A 14,056-nucleotide genomic window follows, 5' to 3' on the forward strand; every position below is an offset into this window, starting at 1 on the left:
TCTTATTGTCGATTTTTATGGTTTATAAGATGGATTTGCACAGTGTTCTGATCAGAATGAACGTAATCGTCTATTTAATTCCAGGTGGCTCATCAATGCAGCGAGGTTGAAGCTAAATGAACCAGAAGAGAAGAACCAATGACATAATCGCTTCAGAGATCCTGAAGCTATGCATGAATGGCGCGAGCAAGACCCGGATCATTCATAAGGCAAATCTGAATTTCTTGAGCGCTAAATCCCACATCGAAAGTCTGATGAATAATGGGCTGATGGAGGCCGTTCCCACTGGCTCAAAAGTCATCTACCGCACCACCCCTAAAGGAGCGGAGCTATCTCGGGTATTCGGTCAGTTCCATAGCGAGATCGACAAGCTATTTTCATATGCTTGAACCTTCAGCAAGCCTCATATGCAATGATTGAAATTCCAGCATTATGTTCAAGCTGGGAGAATATTATGAAGAAGAAGCCACTCGCGTCGCCAACTATCTGAGGGATGCGGGCTTCAAGGTGGATGTCAAAGGCCTGGTCACTGCCCAATCGGAGTTTGTGGCCTTTCTGCAAGGCAAAGCCAGCGAGCTTAGAGAGCGGAACAGAATATTAGAGAGGCATGAGAAATTTATCTCCGCCATGAAGGCCGTGCTGGAAAAGGCATCCAATGATGAGGAGCTCATGGATCTGTATCTGGCTGAGCTGGACCCGGATTGGAGAACCAAGAGAGAGAGGATGAACGAGAAGGATTTGGAGGAGGCGGACGAAAAAACCAGAGATGAGTTATTCGAATCCTTGGCATACTCAATAGTGGCTCTGGATTTCGCCAAGGATCTCTACAATCTCAACGATATCAAGCCGGGTGAGCCAATAGGTGACCTGCTGGATGATCCTGTGATCAATATTCATCTGAAATCCCAAGAGGCAGATCCCGAGGATCCTCTGCTCAATGAGCGATTGGAGGTGGATCTGGAAAAAATGTATGTGGTCAGCATAGATGAGTCCTCCTCAGCGCTCTTCCGGGATATCGATGAGGATTTTCAGGAGAATTATTACCAGGAGTATCAACTGATCACGGCTCTGGGATTGGTGGTGGAGGATCTATTGGAGTGCCCAGAGAAGGGAAAGATGGATATCGAGGATTTTGCCGAAAGGTGCATTCTTGATGTTGGCAGTAGATTCACCATGAGCGTTGACGCCAGCCTGGTGGCAGAGGAGATAGCCCGCTCCCTGGAAAAAAGGGGAATGCTGAAGATCAAGGGCAACACCATAAAGTGGAAGGCATAGCTCGAGACGAATGATTGGGGATGATCGATCCTGGCAAACCTTTATCTTCTATCAGCCATTCTCCCCCTCTAGTTCCGGAATGTGACCATTAGGTCGAACCGGCCAAGGTGAAGATAGATGAGATCTTTTTACAGCTATATCGGCGATGCCTGGTCCTCTCCTCGAGAGGGATACGTGGGCGCGCTGAGGCAGGACAGGCTCAAGGCCTGGCGCCAGGAGAGCACAGTGCAAAAGATCGAGCGGCCCACCAGACTGGACAGGGCGCGGGCACTCGGCTATAAGGCCAAGCAGGGCATAATCGTGGCGCGTGTCAAGGTAAGAAGGGGCGGCAGAAGAAAGTCCCGCTATGAGAGAAACAGAAAGACCAGCAAGATGGGAGTAAACACCATCACCATGGCCAAGTCCATCCAGAGGATCGCCGAGGAGCGAGCGGGCAGAAGGTACCGCAACATGGAGGTCCTGAACTCTTACTGGGTGGCAGAGGACGGCAAACAGAAGTTCTATGAGGTCATCTTGGTAGATCCCCACTCCACCTCCATCAAGAGCGACAAGGACCTCTGCTGGGTCGCAGACAACGTCCACCGGGGCAGAGCGGTGCGTGGCAAGACCAGCGCTGGCCGCAAGGGCAGGGGCCAGAGGCACAAGGGCTTTGGCACTGAGAAGACCAGGCCCGGCATCAGAGCCCACGATGGCAGAGGTAAGTGATCGATAAAATCTCTATTCGGGCCTTTGTGGCAGTGACGGAGGACGAGGGGCGTGTGCGCGAAGCTCTGAGCATCTTCGTCCCTCTGGACCATATATCCTCCCAGACTGCTTTAGGCCATTTCGGAAATGAGATCAAAATCCTCGAGGCTTCTCTGAGAAGAAAGGAGGCTCAGGCTTTCTTTCAAATTTTGCATGAGCAGCTGCCCTCAGAGGACAGCTTTCGCCTTCACCATGAGATACCAGAGCGGCTGGAGGGAGCGAGCCACTTCCATCTTCGCTTGGACAAGCAGGCCGCCTACAAAGGCCTCTTCCGCCTGACGGAATCCAAGGACGCTCTGGACATCTGCGCTCTGGTCAAGACCTATCCCTCCAATCGCCAGCAGGCCATCAAGATCCTAAGTGAGCTCATATGAGCTACTTTGAGTGCCTGAGAGCCTATCCTGAAGGATCGTCCTCCGCCAGCCGCATGGCATTGAAGGCAAAAAGCCTGGGCTACGGGGGAATCATAATATGCAACACAGCCCCCGGCAATCTCTTCCGGCCAGAAGCAGCAGAGAGGATAAGAGGGATTGAGGTTGCCATCGGGGCGGAGGTGATGGCAAAGGATGTCAAATCCCTTCGCAGCAGGATTACATCTCTTCGGCCGAGATACCATCTCCTCCTGATTCGGGCTGCAACGGAGGAGCTGGTGCGCACAGCCAGCGAGGACCCCAACGTCGACGTATTAATCCCCTCATATAGCAGCCGCCGGCCGCTGGGCATAGCTGCCGCCCGCGCCGCCAAGCTAAACCAGGTGGCAATAGGATTTGACCTCGGTCCTTTCTTTCGTCTATCGGGTCGGCATCGCTCCAGATGGCTTGAGTCACTGGGACGGAACCTGCAGCTAGCACGCAAGTTCGATCTGCGCCTTCTGCTCACAGTCGGGGCCAGGTCCCACCTGGACCTTCGTTCTCCCCGTGACATCATCGCCCTGGCGGAGGTGATGGGCTTCGAGCACCAGGAGGCCTGCCGGGCCCTGTCCCTGGCCGGTGATATCATGGCTCTGAATCGCAGATGCTGGCCTTCCCCGGGGGTAGAGCTACTTTGAGAAGCAGACTGCCCGTCCTCCGGATGAGGAGGAGATATATGATATTCCAGCTGGAGGCAGAAGGAGAGATAGAGGGCAAGGATTTGATCAAAGAGATCATAGCCAGCCAGCATACCCTCTTCGGCGATATCGGCAGCGCAAAAAACAGGCTCCATCTGATCTCCTTCGATGGCCGCCAGGGCATATTGCGCTTTCATCATAAGCACATGGACCAGGCCAGGGCCACTTTAGCCTCAATTCATTCCATCCAGGGAACTAGAGCGGCTCTGCAGGCAAAAGGGGTCTCGGGGACGATTAAATCGGCCACAGAAAAGTATTTACCACGTCTATGTAAAATAAACGGTGATTGCGACAGAAGAAGAATCGAGCTGAAAGAAGTTTCCGGGTGCATTATTCGCACCCAAGGCCTAGAGGTCGATCTCTGTCCAGATGACAGCGAATGGACCCGAGGTTCAGATACCAGATATCTGGGACTGACCTCTTTCGATTTATGTGGAGGACACGAGGATGCAGATGGCACCGCAGATGGGTTATGATAGGGCTATTACTGTATTCAGCCCTGATGGCAGACTATTTCAAGTTGAATATGCCCGCGAGGCAGTCCGTAGAGGAACTACGGCAGTAGGCATTAAGGTAAAGGACGGCGTAGCTGTGCTGGTGGATAAAAGAATCACTAGCAGGCTAATGGAACCCAAATCGATTGAGAAGATATTCCAAATTGACAGCCACATCGGCGCAGCCACATCTGGCCTGGTAGCCGATGCCAGGGTGCTGATTGACCGGGCCAGGGTTGAAAGCCAGATCAACCGCCTGGTTTATGACGAGCCGATAGGGGTTGAGGCCCTGGCCAAGAAGATCTGCGACTTCAAGCAGCAGTACACCCAGTACGGCGGTGTGCGTCCCTTCGGAACCGCCCTTCTCATCATCGGCGCAGAAGAGGACAGGGCCCGGCTCTTTGAGACCGACCCCTCTGGAGCTCTGCTGGAGTACAAAGCCACAGGCATCGGAGCAGGCAGATCCTCAGTGATGGAGGTCTTCGAGGAGAAGTACAGAGAAGACCTGACCATGGACGAGGCGGTCCTCCTGGGCTTGGAGGCTCTTCACAGAGCAGCTGAAGGCAAGGTGGAGGCATCAACCACTGAGATCGGCATCATCAAGCTCTCTGATAAGCTATTTTATAAGTTGACAGAGAAAGAGGTCAGCGACTACGTAGAACGCATGAAGGCAATAGTCGCCTCCAATAAGGTCGAACCAGGCAAGGGAGAGGAAGGAGAGGCATAAGGATGGTCAGACTGGATGACGCAGTACCTGCCAGGCTGAAGACCCACGGAACCACCTTTGAGGTTTTGGTAGACCCGGACGGAGCGCTTGCCCTGAAGAGAGGCGATAGCGTCAACCTGGAAGACATCCTGGCGGTGGAGGATGTCTTCGAGAATGCCTCTCGGGGAGACAGAAGCCCGGAAGAAGATCTGCAAAAGGCCTTCGGAACCACTGATCCCCTCTCCATCGCTCCCGTCATCATCAAGAAAGGAGAGATAAGCCTTACCGCTGATCAGAGGAAGAGGTTCTTGGAGAACAAAAGGCGGCAGGTCATTGAGGTCATTGCCAGAAATGCCATCAATCCCCAGACAAAAACCCCTCATCCACCAGGCCGGATCGATCAGGCCATGACCGAGGCCCGCGTCAACATCGATCCCACCAAATCCACCGACGAGCTGGTCAAGATAGTGATGAAGGCCATTCGTCCTCTCATTCCCATAAGATTCGAGGAGGTGGAGGTGGCGGTCAAGGTTCCGCCTGAATTTGCTCCCAAGGCCTACGGAGAGATCTCCGCCTTTGGCAGACTAACTCGGGAAGCCTGGCAGAACAACGGCGCCTGGATCGGCGTGGTTCAGATACCTGCGGGCATGCAGACGGAGTTTTACGACCTGGTCAACCGGCTAACTAAAGGCGAGGCCGAGACGAAGCTTCTTAAGCATTAAGAATGGAGTAGGAAGCGCATGGATCGCAAGGTGGTAGTACCAGGTGATCTTCTCTCTGAGGATGCCAAGAGATCGGGCGAGGGGACTTACATTAAAGATGGAAGCGTCTACTCCTTGCTTTACGGACTTGCGAACTACAGGGATAAGATAAATGTCATACCTCTGGCGGGAAAGTATATGCCTGCGCCAGGGGATAATGTCATAGGAGTGGTGAAGGACATAACCTTCTCCAACTGGATCGTGGACATCAATTCGCCATATGACGGGCTTTTGCACATCTCGGAGTTTCCCAAGAGGATCGAATCGGATGAGATGTCTAAATATCTGCGCATCGGCAGCTCGATTATGACCCGGGTAAAGGATGTGGACCCCACGATGAAGGTGGAGCTAACCTTAAACGACCGAAAGCTGGGCCCGATCAGGACAGGACAGGTCATAGAGATCAGCCATACCCGGGTACCCAGGCTGATAGGCAAGGGCGGCTCCATGATCAGCATGCTGAAAAAAGAGGTAAACTGCAGCATATTCGTTGGCCAGAACGGCAGAATCTGGATCAACGGCTGTGCAGACGATACGGATCTGGCACTCAAGACGATTGCCCTGATAGAGAGAGAAGCCCATACCAATGGCCTGACGGACAGGATTGTGAGCTTCCTTAAGGCAGAGAAAGAGGCCAGAAGTTGATCGCTATGGATGAGAATGATATATCATTTTTCAAAGACGGACTCCGCCTGGACGGCCGGCGAGCCGACGAGCTCAGGCCGGTGAAGATAGAGGTGGGGATCCTGGCCAGAGCTGATGGCTCGTGTTACATCGAGATGGGAGGAAATAAGGTAATAGCTGCAGTATATGGGCCCAGAGAGGTCCACCCCAGACATCTGCAGGAGGTAACGAGAGCCATCGTGCGCTACAGATACAACATGGCATCCTTCTCCGTGGAGGAGAGAAAGCGTCCCGGGCCGGATCGACGGTCTTACGAGCTCTCCAAGGTGAGCCGGGAGGCGCTGGAGCCGGTGATCCTGACCTCATTTTTCCCCCGTTCGGTGATCGACGTCTTCGTGGAGGTTCTTCAGGCGGATGCAGGAACGAGGACCGCGGGCATAAATGCTGCGGCTGTAGCTCTTGCGGATGCGGGAATTCCTATGAAGAGCATGATATCCTCCTGTGCGGCAGGAAAGGTAGGAGATACCATTGTCCTGGACCCAATGAAAGAGGAGGACAACTTCGGACAGGCCGATCTGCCCATCGCCATGACCCCCAATGGCGATATCACCCTGATGCAGATGGATGGCAACCTGACGCCGGACGAGTTCGGACAAGCAGTAACGATGGCCATGAAAGGGGCAAAGGACATCTATGAGCTGCAACGGAGGGCTTTAGTGGCAAAGTATAGCCAGATCTCAACAGACTCAGCTCGAGAGGAGGTGCATCTCTGTGAGTAGCGTCATCTCCGAGATCAAGAAGGATTTCATATACAATCTCCTTATCAAGGGGGAGAGGATCGATGGCAGGAAATTCGATCAATACCGGGAGATCTCTATTGAGAGGGATGTCATTCGCAAGGCTGAGGGAAGCGCTCTGGTGAAGCTGGGATCCAGCCAGGTCCTGGTAGGAGTGAAGATGCAGCCCGGAGAGCCCTTCCAGGATTCTCCCAACCGGGGAGTCATAATCACCAATGCAGAGCTTGTGCCCCTGGCCTCGCCCTCTTTCGAGCCTGGGCCGCCCAATGAGGTGGGAATCGAGCTGGCCCGGTTGGTGGATCGGGGGGTGCGCGAATCGAAGGCGGTGGACCTTGAAGCTCTCTGCATCGAGCCGGGAAAGAAGGTCTGGATAGTGTTCATCGATGTGCATATTCTGGATGACTGCGGAAACATTCTCGATGCAGCCTCGCTGGGGGCAATATCTGCCCTTTTATGCACCAAGGTACCTGCATCCAGGTTTGGCCTGGGCGAGGATTATATCCTGCCCATAAGGGACATTCCCATAGCCACGACCGCGATTGAATTTTCCGATGTGCTGATGTTCGATCCCGGAGTGGAAGAGGAGGCGATAGCCAACACCAAGCTCACAGTCATCACCACCACAAACGGAGATATCTGCGGAATGCAGAAGAGCGGCACAGGAATGCTGAATCCAGAGCAGGTCTACCGCATCATTGATATAGCATGTGAGAAGGCGAAAGAAATCCGGGAAAAGTTTCTGGAAGCTTAAACGGAAGTAAAGATCATGGCAAAGCAGACTACAAAGGGAAAGAAGAGCAGATCGGCAGCCAGGTTTGGCGCGAGATACGGCCGCAAGTCGAGGAAGCTCGTGGCCGATCTGGAGGAGAAGAGCAAGGCCTCTTATGATTGCCCCCAGTGTGGAAGGAATAAGGTAAAAAGGACAAGCACAGCCATATGGAGCTGCAGAAAATGTGGATATACCTTCGCAGGCGGGTCCTTTTTGCCCGAGACCTCTTTAGGCCGCTCTGTCTTGCGGTCTCTCAAGAAGAGCCTTGAGGCGGATTAAAGGATGGCCTACAAGTGTACCAGATGCAAGAAGATCGTGGAGATTGACTACGAGTACAGCGGCATACGCTGTCCTTACTGCGGCCATAGGATCCTTATGAAGGAGCGGCCCACCACGGTCAAGAAGATGAAAGCCGTCTGATGCTGGTCACCACCGCGCGAGACCCTTCTTCCAAAGCGAGAAGGTTTGGGCGGGCGCTAGCGGCCTTCCTCTCCGTCCCCTATCTCAACCGGGGAAAGCATAGCTCTGGAGGAGAGGATACCTGGCTGGTGGTGGTGGAGGATCATGGCAACCCCCGGGGCCTGGTCAAGCGTTCTATAGCAGGAGAAGAATTGCTTGCCTTTCGGCTGCTGGGCGAGCCGCTGGCGGGACGGCTGAAGAAGGATGTGCCTGTGGTTACGGGACGGTCGACTGAATCAAAAGCGATTGCTCAGTTCTTTGAGCTGAGGTGGTCGCATCTTCCCGATCCAGAGGCGAGAACGATTTCCGTGGCATCTGGCAGGATAGATTTCATGGATGAAGGCGCGACCAGGTTCAGTCTGAGGCTATGAAGGGCTGGACAGAGCTGGTCATAGAGACGCCTCATTCCCAGGAGATCTATGAGGCGCTGGCACCGGAGTTGAACGATGAGATCCACCGGTCGAATATCGAGTTGGTCGAAGGACCTGGCTTTGTTCGATTGAAGATCCTGGGCGAGGATGTGGTCTCCCTTCGGGCAGCCTTAAATACCTGGATAAGGTTGGTCAAGATCGCAATTGAGATGGTGAGTTTATGAGTGGCGAATTGCCTCCGCAGATACAAAACCAGTTGGCTCAGCTTCAGCAGCTTCAGCAGCAGGCTCAGGCTGTTATGACTCAGAAGACCCAGATAGAGGGTCTGATCAGAGAGACCGAAGCAGCGCTAAAAGAGCTGGAGAAGAGCGCAGACGACGCTGTTATATACAAGAGCGTCGGCGAACTTCTATTCAGAGCGGACAAATTGAAGCTGACTGAGGAATTGAAAGAGAGAAAGGACATGATGGATATCAGGCTTAAGACGATGGCAAAGCAAGAAGAGCGCATTCAAGGGCGCTTTACACAGCTTCAGGAACAGCTTAAGCAGTCATTAGGTCAGATGCCGCCCAAGGGCGGCTAAACAAACTCGCGGACCCGTGGCTTAGCCAGGATATAGCACCGGGCTTCTAACCCGGGGGTCGCGGGTTCGAATCCCGCCGGGTCCGTTTTATATTTTTTGAGGATATATGTGCGAACTGACGGTTTATACCCTGAAAGGTGGAGTCCGGGAAAAGGTCATGGAGAGCGTGGTCAGACTGATGGTCCATGACGGCAAGGTGATCCTGGAAGGCATATTCGGCGATTCCATGGAAGTTGAGGGAAGGATCTCCGAAGTGAATATAATGTCCCAATCGGCCACCATAATCGGATGAAGATCCCAATTCGGCTCATAAAGCTTATGGACTTGAAAATGGATGAGAAAAGCTATGAGACCAATTGAGACCATTTGTGTGCTGTCCATATCCCTGCTTTTAGCATCGATAATGGGCTGCCTGGCAGAGGATAGCACTGGTTCCCTTGAAGGCAATCCGGATATTCCAAAAACGATGCTGCCGGATGGATTCGAGCTGTTGGCTGCCCTCCCTGAGATGGACTCCAATGTGAATATGACCGATTATATAACCGAGTTCTATGGAGAAAAAGAGATCAAGCCGATCAATATCTCTGTAGGAATATATCAATGGGAGGCCAAGGAAGGCGGCCAGCCCTATGATGCCAAGGTCACATATATCCGATTGCCTGATCAGGAACAGGCACTAGCAGCCATCAATAACTTCAGGTCCCAGGAGGATTACGCCGATCAGATCGCCAGAGGCCTTAAGATATTCGGAAATGCCACAATCAACGACCACGATGCTCTGGAGATAAGACACATCCAAAATAGCAACAGCTACAAATATATTTATCTCTGGAACAATTTAGATCTGGTGGTACTGGTCGAAGGCAACAATGATAAAAATCAGAGCCTGCAGCTTGCTTCTGCCACAGGCCTCTGAAAATCTTTTTTTACCTGTAGTTCAGCTCGAGATCTCCCTCGCGCCAGTTGTAAACCGGATAGCTCTTTCTCCTATGGCCCGATGCCTGCAATGCCTGCACCACCAGGGGCACAGTGATGGTGGCATCGGAGAAGACCTGCACCTTGCTTGCCTCCTTTTTCACCTTGCCCCAGGAGACCGCCTCCTCAAATGTGCAGCCTGATAGCCCTCCCCAATGGGGAGAGTCAGCGGTATACTGAATGGCATAGCTATGCCCTCCGGAGTAGTTGCCTATGAGCTCCGCTATGACCTCGGTCTGCTGGATGAAGTTCTTGGGGACCCCGCCACCGATATATATCACACCAGTCTGGGCGGACCTCTCCACTATCCTTGTGATCTCATCCACATCCTTGATCTGATCGACCAAAACCCTGCAGCCTTCGCGCAGGGCAATAACCATCCCAATGCCCCAGGAGCTATCTCCCAGAGCAGGAACGAATATGGGGACACCAGCTTTATGGGCAGCACCGAGGATGGTGGTATCGGGCAGCCCCTTGCCCACCATCTCCATCAGCTCGCGGGAGGAGTAGCGGCGGTCCTGGTCTAAGCCCTTAACGAAATCCGATATGTAGTTGTCTGCCTTATGCAACTCGATCTCCGAGACGAATACATCGTATATCCGGTCGATCTTGCATTCGTTCAGGTAGGCGTCGTCAGCACACGAGCTCCCCCGAAAGTGAATTATCCCCAATCCCTCGCACAGATCATGGAATAGATTGGCCCCAGTGCTTACCAGACAGTCAACCTTCCTCTCCCTCAATAGATATGCAATGAACTCCCCGAGCCCCGCTGGGACCATAGCTCCCGCCAGTCCCAGGAAGATGGTTACATCCTCGTCCATCATCCTCTCCCAGACGCGCAGAGATGCGCCAAGCTGGCCACCCTGAAAGCCCATCCTGCCCATATCTCCAACCAGCTCAGCGACGCCCCGGTCCTTCATGGGGATCGTCGTCCTCTCTTTATTGCATATCAAATCATGACCGTGACTATGTTCCATTCTATCCCTCTTCAGCCTCTGGTTATAAATCGGACTGGAGACTCTTAAAGATTATCCACTCGTCAACTACCCCTCCCTGAAGGGATGGGCTTGTAGCTCCGCAAAAAGTCGGGCCACGATGGGCATATTGACTGATACCCTTGCCGCAATATTCCGCGCTGCGATTGTGTCAGCCGGACCAGAGAAGCCGCAGCAGACACACGAAAATTCGTCCCTTGTAGGACGGTTGGATCGAGATATAAGATGACAGATAGGGCATTCCTGGGAAGTATAAGCAGGATCAATGCAGATCAAGGGCACACCAGCTATGGCAGCCTTGTAGTCGATATATTGCCTGAGTTGATAGAAGCTCCAGTTATGCTGTTTGCGCCTCTGAGCCTTTGGAACCGTTATCCTCTCTCTTATGCCATAAAGATCTTCCAACACGATAGCAGACGAGGTGTCTATGGCCTTCGCAACCAGCTTCTTAGAGATGCAATGATTAACGTCTCTATGGAACCTAGCTTCTTTACCGGAAAGCTTCTTCAGATGACGTTTTGCGCTATCTGTTCCACAGCTCTGAAGATCGGCTTTGAGGTTATCGATTTTGGATCTAACCTTTTCAATCTTCTCACCAGAGAACTCTTCACCCGAAGAATCTACTGCAATATTCTTGATTCCAAGATCAACACCAAGAACATTTTGAGGAACAGACTTCTTTGGCTCGGGAACATCTACCACAACACAAAGATAGAATGTCCCATTCTGGAAGATGAGATCGGCCTGACCTCGGATTCTGTCAAGCCTTGGAGCATGGTAATCACAGATCACGACAGGCAGCTTAATTCTGCCATCGAGCGTCAGCAAGGATACCCTATCGAGTCCCTTCCAGGACATGATTCTCTGATCATAGATAACAGCTCCATTGGGATCAAATTTGGGCTTAATGGACTTATCTCTCTTGTAGGCTTCGCAGGACTTGGATATGGCCCTAACAGCCATCTGAGCAGAGATGCCAAACATTTCCCGAATATCACGATAAACAATCTTCTGCAATTCGATTTTGTTGGCTGTATGGAGTTCAAAAGCCTTTTCCCCCACGTAATTGCAGGCGGCGTTGAACTGATGCATAGTCTCAAGGAGCGCACGGTTATTTTCAGCCGAGGTATCCAGTTTGACTTTGAGGGTTTGCATCATTGCATAGATAATAACGATCCATATACATATAGAACTTTCGGCATTCCTCCCCACCCTGAAGGACGGGGGCTCCTGCCGAATTGAGGTGAAGTATTATATACCTATAGGATCTCTTAAGCAAGGTTCGAAGAGAACGGGCTCCGCATCACGAGAATGCAGAGTCTAAATGCTAGATGATTGTGATTTTGACTGGCAGGCAGGGGATGGCAGCAGATGAAGGCATACAGGGATCTGGGGGCAGACAGCAGATGAAGAAGGCGGAGATCTATGTGGAAAGCTGAGGATTCTATTGAGCTCTACGGAATAGAAAAATGGGGGAACGGCTATTTTTCTGTTAACGAGAAGGGAAATGTCGTCGTTCTTCCCAATAAGAATTTGTATCAATCCGTGGATATCATGGATCTCATTGAGGAGATAGAGAAATCCAGGGATCTGGAGTTCCCCGTCCTCCTCCGCTTTCCCCAGATGCTGGAGGACCGGATAGATGAGATCACAGGCGCATTTATGGGAGCTATAGAGGAGTTCAATTATTCCGGCACTTATCAGCCCATCTTTCCCATGAAGGTCAACCAGAGAAAAGAGGTCATCGAGTATATCATCAAATACGGAGCCAAGCATAAGATCGGTATGGAGGTGGGAACCAAGGCAGAGCTACTGGCCGCTCTCTCTTTAGGCCTGCCAAGATATGCTCCCCTGATCTGCAATGGCTACAAGGATGAGGATTATCTCCGCCTCGCCCTGAGCATTCACAATCTGAACAATATAATCATAGTGGTAGACCTTTTCGAGGAGATCTACGACATCCTGAAGTACGCCGATGCCATGGGCGTGGTGCCAAGAGTCGGGATGAGGGTGAAGCTCTTTGCCCGCGGCTCCGGCCGGTGGGTGGAGTCGGGTGGGGAGTCTGCCAAGTTCGGCCTCTCTACCAGCGAGGCCCTGGAATTGATGAGAATCCTCGAGGAGAGAGGGCTTACTAGCAGCCTGAAGATGCTCCACTTCCATATCGGCTCGCAGATCACCGACATCCGGACGGTCAAGAACGCAATGAACGAGGCTGCGAGGGTTTATGCCAAAGCGCGAAAGATGGCAGATATCGAGTATCTGAATGTGGGCGGCGGCCTCTCTGTGGACTACAACGGCTCGAACACCGCTACCCCTTCCAGCGCCAACTATTCTCTGCAGGAGTACGCGAACGACATCGTCTATACGGTGCAGAAGATCTGTGATGATGAGGAGGTCCCCTGTCCCACCATAGTCTCCGAGAGTGGAAGGGCCATCGCCGCCTACCACAGCATGCTCATCTTCAAGATAATCGGCAGAAAGAACGCCAAAAGCTCCCCTCTCCGGCCCCCGGATGATGAGGCACCCATGCAGATCGATGACCTCTGCAGCGCCTTCAAAGAGATCAACATCGATAACTACAAGGAGCACTACCATGATGCTCTGCAGTATAGAGACGAGCTTTACGACTCCTTCAATCTGGGGAACATCGGCCTTGAGGAGAGGGCTAAGGGCGAGACCCTATTCTGGATGGTCTGCAAAAAGGCGGCATTCCTGGCCAAGGAGGCAGGGGACGAGTCCGATGAGTTTTTAGAGCTGAAAAAGCTGGTCAGCCAGAAGTATATCGGCAACTTCTCTCTCTTCCAGTCCGTTCCAGACATGTGGGGGGTGGAACAGATATTCCCAACCATTCCTCTGCACCGCCTGGATGAGATGCCCAGCGAACGGGGCAGGATCGTGGATATCACCTGCGATTCAGACGGGGAGATCAAGAGGTATGCTGGAGACAGCGAGGGCCTGGAGTACCTGGAGATGCATCCCCTGCTGGAGAACCAGGACTATTATCTGGGCATCTTCCTCCTGGGAGCATATCAGGATACCCTGGGAGATTTTCATAACCTTCTGGGCTGCGCTCATGAGGTGCATGTCATGGCAGAGGATGGCGAGTGGTATATCTGCCAGAAGGTGGAGGGCGACACCTGCAAAAAATTGCTGGATTTCTTCAACTACGAGACCAAGGACTACATCTGGGAGATCATGGACCGCTGCGTGACCAGAAAAGAGAGCATCCGCAAGCGAGAGCTGGAGCAGATCGAAGCAGAGCTGAACCGCACCCTCAAGGGTTATACCTACTTCATCACCCGTCCCCCGCGGCAGTCGAAGAAGAAGAAGAAAGAGACGGAAAGGGATCTGGGTCAGCGGCGTCCTGAAGCACTGAAAGGCTGAAAAGCCATTGC

General features: G+C 52.5%; 21 protein-coding genes and 1 tRNA gene. 20 read left to right on the top strand and 2 right to left on the bottom strand.

Annotated elements, in window-relative coordinates; translation table 11 throughout:
- Nucleotides 1-116 precede the first annotated feature (116 nt).
- The 19 genes from MCON_RS13290 (at nt 117) to MCON_RS13380 (ending at nt 9,607) form a co-directional block, all read left to right on the top strand.
- Entirely contained in the window at nt 117-389 is a 273-nt protein-coding gene (locus MCON_RS13290) for a winged helix-turn-helix domain-containing protein (protein ID WP_013720461.1), read from the top strand.
- 43 nt (nt 390-432) lie between these two features.
- Nucleotides 433-1,275, top strand: a complete 843-nt coding sequence (locus MCON_RS13295; RefSeq protein WP_013720462.1) for a hypothetical protein — start codon at nt 433-435, stop codon at nt 1,273-1,275.
- Nucleotides 1,276-1,392: 117 nt separating this feature from the next.
- Nucleotides 1,393-1,980 carry a 50S ribosomal protein L15e gene (locus MCON_RS13300; protein WP_013720463.1) on the top strand — a complete coding sequence of 196 codons (588 nt, stop codon included), beginning with the start codon at nt 1,393-1,395 and terminating at the stop codon, nt 1,978-1,980.
- Complete coding sequence (locus MCON_RS13305) at nt 1,977-2,393, top strand: RNA-binding domain-containing protein (protein WP_013720464.1); 417 nt, start codon at nt 1,977-1,979, stop codon at nt 2,391-2,393. The genes MCON_RS13300 and MCON_RS13305 overlap by 4 nt, the downstream gene beginning before the upstream one ends.
- Nucleotides 2,390-3,067 carry an RNase P subunit p30 family protein gene (locus tag MCON_RS15375; protein ID WP_013720465.1) on the top strand — a complete coding sequence of 226 codons (678 nt, stop codon included), beginning with the start codon at nt 2,390-2,392 and terminating at the stop codon, nt 3,065-3,067. Before MCON_RS13305 ends, MCON_RS15375 begins: the two co-directional genes overlap by 4 nt.
- Entirely contained in the window at nt 3,064-3,603 is a 540-nt protein-coding gene (locus MCON_RS13315) for an Rpp14/Pop5 family protein (RefSeq protein ID WP_013720466.1), read from the top strand. Before MCON_RS15375 ends, MCON_RS13315 begins: the two co-directional genes overlap by 4 nt.
- Complete coding sequence (psmA, locus tag MCON_RS13320) at nt 3,575-4,348, top strand: archaeal proteasome endopeptidase complex subunit alpha (RefSeq protein ID WP_048132526.1); 774 nt, start codon at nt 3,575-3,577, stop codon at nt 4,346-4,348. The genes MCON_RS13315 and psmA overlap by 29 nt, the downstream gene beginning before the upstream one ends.
- A 2-nt stretch (nt 4,349-4,350) precedes the next feature.
- Nucleotides 4,351-5,049: a ribosome assembly factor SBDS gene (locus MCON_RS13325; RefSeq protein ID WP_048132528.1), complete on the top strand. Its 699-nt coding sequence runs from the start codon at nt 4,351-4,353 to the stop codon at nt 5,047-5,049.
- Between the two features lie 18 nt (nt 5,050-5,067).
- Nucleotides 5,068-5,733, top strand: a complete 666-nt coding sequence (gene rrp4 / locus MCON_RS13330; protein ID WP_013720467.1) for an exosome complex RNA-binding protein Rrp4 — start codon at nt 5,068-5,070, stop codon at nt 5,731-5,733.
- Between the two features lie 5 nt (nt 5,734-5,738).
- Nucleotides 5,739-6,491 carry an exosome complex exonuclease Rrp41 gene (rrp41, locus tag MCON_RS13335; RefSeq protein ID WP_048133357.1) on the top strand — a complete coding sequence of 251 codons (753 nt, stop codon included), beginning with the start codon at nt 5,739-5,741 and terminating at the stop codon, nt 6,489-6,491.
- Nucleotides 6,484-7,260 carry an exosome complex protein Rrp42 gene (rrp42, locus tag MCON_RS13340; RefSeq protein WP_013720469.1) on the top strand — a complete coding sequence of 259 codons (777 nt, stop codon included), beginning with the start codon at nt 6,484-6,486 and terminating at the stop codon, nt 7,258-7,260. The genes rrp41 and rrp42 overlap by 8 nt, the downstream gene beginning before the upstream one ends.
- A 15-nt stretch (nt 7,261-7,275) precedes the next feature.
- The gene (locus MCON_RS13345; protein ID WP_013720470.1) at nt 7,276-7,557 is read left to right on the top strand and encodes a 50S ribosomal protein L37ae; all 282 of its coding nucleotides are present in this window, start codon (nt 7,276-7,278) and stop codon (nt 7,555-7,557) included.
- A gap of 3 nt (nt 7,558-7,560) precedes the next feature.
- Nucleotides 7,561-7,698 carry a DNA-directed RNA polymerase subunit P gene (locus MCON_RS13350; protein WP_013720471.1) on the top strand — a complete coding sequence of 46 codons (138 nt, stop codon included), beginning with the start codon at nt 7,561-7,563 and terminating at the stop codon, nt 7,696-7,698.
- Nucleotides 7,698-8,108 (top strand): Brix domain-containing protein, encoded by a 411-nt coding sequence (locus tag MCON_RS13355; protein ID WP_013720472.1) that lies wholly within the window; start codon nt 7,698-7,700, stop codon nt 8,106-8,108. The genes MCON_RS13350 and MCON_RS13355 overlap by 1 nt, the downstream gene beginning before the upstream one ends.
- Nucleotides 8,105-8,332 carry a KEOPS complex subunit Pcc1 gene (locus tag MCON_RS13360; RefSeq protein ID WP_013720473.1) on the top strand — a complete coding sequence of 76 codons (228 nt, stop codon included), beginning with the start codon at nt 8,105-8,107 and terminating at the stop codon, nt 8,330-8,332. The genes MCON_RS13355 and MCON_RS13360 overlap by 4 nt, the downstream gene beginning before the upstream one ends.
- On the top strand, nt 8,329-8,691 hold the full coding sequence (locus MCON_RS13365; RefSeq protein WP_013720474.1) for a prefoldin subunit beta: 363 nt from the start codon (nt 8,329-8,331) through the stop codon (nt 8,689-8,691). The genes MCON_RS13360 and MCON_RS13365 overlap by 4 nt, the downstream gene beginning before the upstream one ends.
- Nucleotides 8,692-8,701: 10 nt before the next feature.
- Nucleotides 8,702-8,776 (top strand) — tRNA-Arg (locus tag MCON_RS13370).
- A 21-nt stretch (nt 8,777-8,797) separates the two neighbouring features.
- Nucleotides 8,798-8,983 carry a CooT family nickel-binding protein gene (locus MCON_RS13375; RefSeq protein WP_013720475.1) on the top strand — a complete coding sequence of 62 codons (186 nt, stop codon included), beginning with the start codon at nt 8,798-8,800 and terminating at the stop codon, nt 8,981-8,983.
- A gap of 54 nt (nt 8,984-9,037) precedes the next feature.
- The gene (locus tag MCON_RS13380) at nt 9,038-9,607 is read left to right on the top strand and encodes a hypothetical protein (RefSeq protein WP_013720476.1); all 570 of its coding nucleotides are present in this window, start codon (nt 9,038-9,040) and stop codon (nt 9,605-9,607) included.
- A gap of 10 nt (nt 9,608-9,617) precedes the next feature.
- Here the strand turns inward: MCON_RS13380 and MCON_RS13385 are convergent, their stop codons facing one another.
- Complete coding sequence (locus tag MCON_RS13385) at nt 9,618-10,643, bottom strand: deoxyhypusine synthase (protein WP_013720477.1); 1,026 nt, start codon at nt 10,641-10,643, stop codon at nt 9,618-9,620.
- A gap of 66 nt (nt 10,644-10,709) precedes the next feature.
- On the bottom strand, nt 10,710-11,819 hold the full coding sequence (locus MCON_RS13390; protein ID WP_048132530.1) for an RNA-guided endonuclease InsQ/TnpB family protein: 1,110 nt from the start codon (nt 11,817-11,819) through the stop codon (nt 10,710-10,712).
- A 267-nt stretch (nt 11,820-12,086) separates the two neighbouring features.
- Here MCON_RS13390 and speA point away from each other — a divergent pair, with 267 nt between their 5' ends.
- Nucleotides 12,087-14,045, top strand: a complete 1,959-nt coding sequence (gene speA, locus MCON_RS13395) for a biosynthetic arginine decarboxylase (protein WP_013720479.1) — start codon at nt 12,087-12,089, stop codon at nt 14,043-14,045.
- Nucleotides 14,046-14,056 lie beyond the last annotated feature (11 nt).

This window comes from Methanothrix soehngenii GP6, assembly GCF_000204415.1.
GTDB lineage: Archaea > Halobacteriota > Methanosarcinia > Methanotrichales > Methanotrichaceae > Methanothrix > Methanothrix soehngenii.

Excerpts from the sequence above, each read along its gene's own strand:
- MCON_RS13325 (WP_048132528.1), top strand. The coding sequence starts at position 4,351 with ATGGTCAGACTGGATGACGCAGTACCTGCCAGGCTGAAGACCCACGGA.
- psmA (WP_048132526.1), top strand. The coding sequence starts at position 3,575 with ATGCAGATGGCACCGCAGATGGGTTATGATAGGGCTATTACTGTATTC.
- MCON_RS15375 (WP_013720465.1), top strand. The coding sequence starts at position 2,390 with ATGAGCTACTTTGAGTGCCTGAGAGCCTATCCTGAAGGATCGTCCTCC.
- MCON_RS13290 (WP_013720461.1), top strand. The coding sequence starts at position 117 with ATGAACCAGAAGAGAAGAACCAATGACATAATCGCTTCAGAGATCCTG.
- MCON_RS13355 (WP_013720472.1), top strand. The coding sequence starts at position 7,698 with ATGCTGGTCACCACCGCGCGAGACCCTTCTTCCAAAGCGAGAAGGTTT.
- MCON_RS13375 (WP_013720475.1), top strand. The coding sequence starts at position 8,798 with ATGTGCGAACTGACGGTTTATACCCTGAAAGGTGGAGTCCGGGAAAAG.
- speA (WP_013720479.1), top strand. The coding sequence starts at position 12,087 with ATGTGGAAAGCTGAGGATTCTATTGAGCTCTACGGAATAGAAAAATGG.
- MCON_RS13380 (WP_013720476.1), top strand. The coding sequence starts at position 9,038 with ATGAGACCAATTGAGACCATTTGTGTGCTGTCCATATCCCTGCTTTTA.
- MCON_RS13300 (WP_013720463.1), top strand. The coding sequence starts at position 1,393 with ATGAGATCTTTTTACAGCTATATCGGCGATGCCTGGTCCTCTCCTCGA.
- MCON_RS13360 (WP_013720473.1), top strand. The coding sequence starts at position 8,105 with ATGAAGGGCTGGACAGAGCTGGTCATAGAGACGCCTCATTCCCAGGAG.
- rrp4 (WP_013720467.1), top strand. The coding sequence starts at position 5,068 with ATGGATCGCAAGGTGGTAGTACCAGGTGATCTTCTCTCTGAGGATGCC.
- MCON_RS13350 (WP_013720471.1), top strand. The coding sequence starts at position 7,561 with ATGGCCTACAAGTGTACCAGATGCAAGAAGATCGTGGAGATTGACTAC.
- MCON_RS13345 (WP_013720470.1), top strand. The coding sequence starts at position 7,276 with ATGGCAAAGCAGACTACAAAGGGAAAGAAGAGCAGATCGGCAGCCAGG.
- rrp41 (WP_048133357.1), top strand. The coding sequence starts at position 5,739 with ATGGATGAGAATGATATATCATTTTTCAAAGACGGACTCCGCCTGGAC.
- MCON_RS13295 (WP_013720462.1), top strand. The coding sequence starts at position 433 with ATGTTCAAGCTGGGAGAATATTATGAAGAAGAAGCCACTCGCGTCGCC.
- MCON_RS13385 (WP_013720477.1), bottom strand. The coding sequence starts at position 10,643 with ATGGAACATAGTCACGGTCATGATTTGATATGCAATAAAGAGAGGACG.
- MCON_RS13390 (WP_048132530.1), bottom strand. The coding sequence starts at position 11,819 with ATGATGCAAACCCTCAAAGTCAAACTGGATACCTCGGCTGAAAATAAC.
- MCON_RS13365 (WP_013720474.1), top strand. The coding sequence starts at position 8,329 with ATGAGTGGCGAATTGCCTCCGCAGATACAAAACCAGTTGGCTCAGCTT.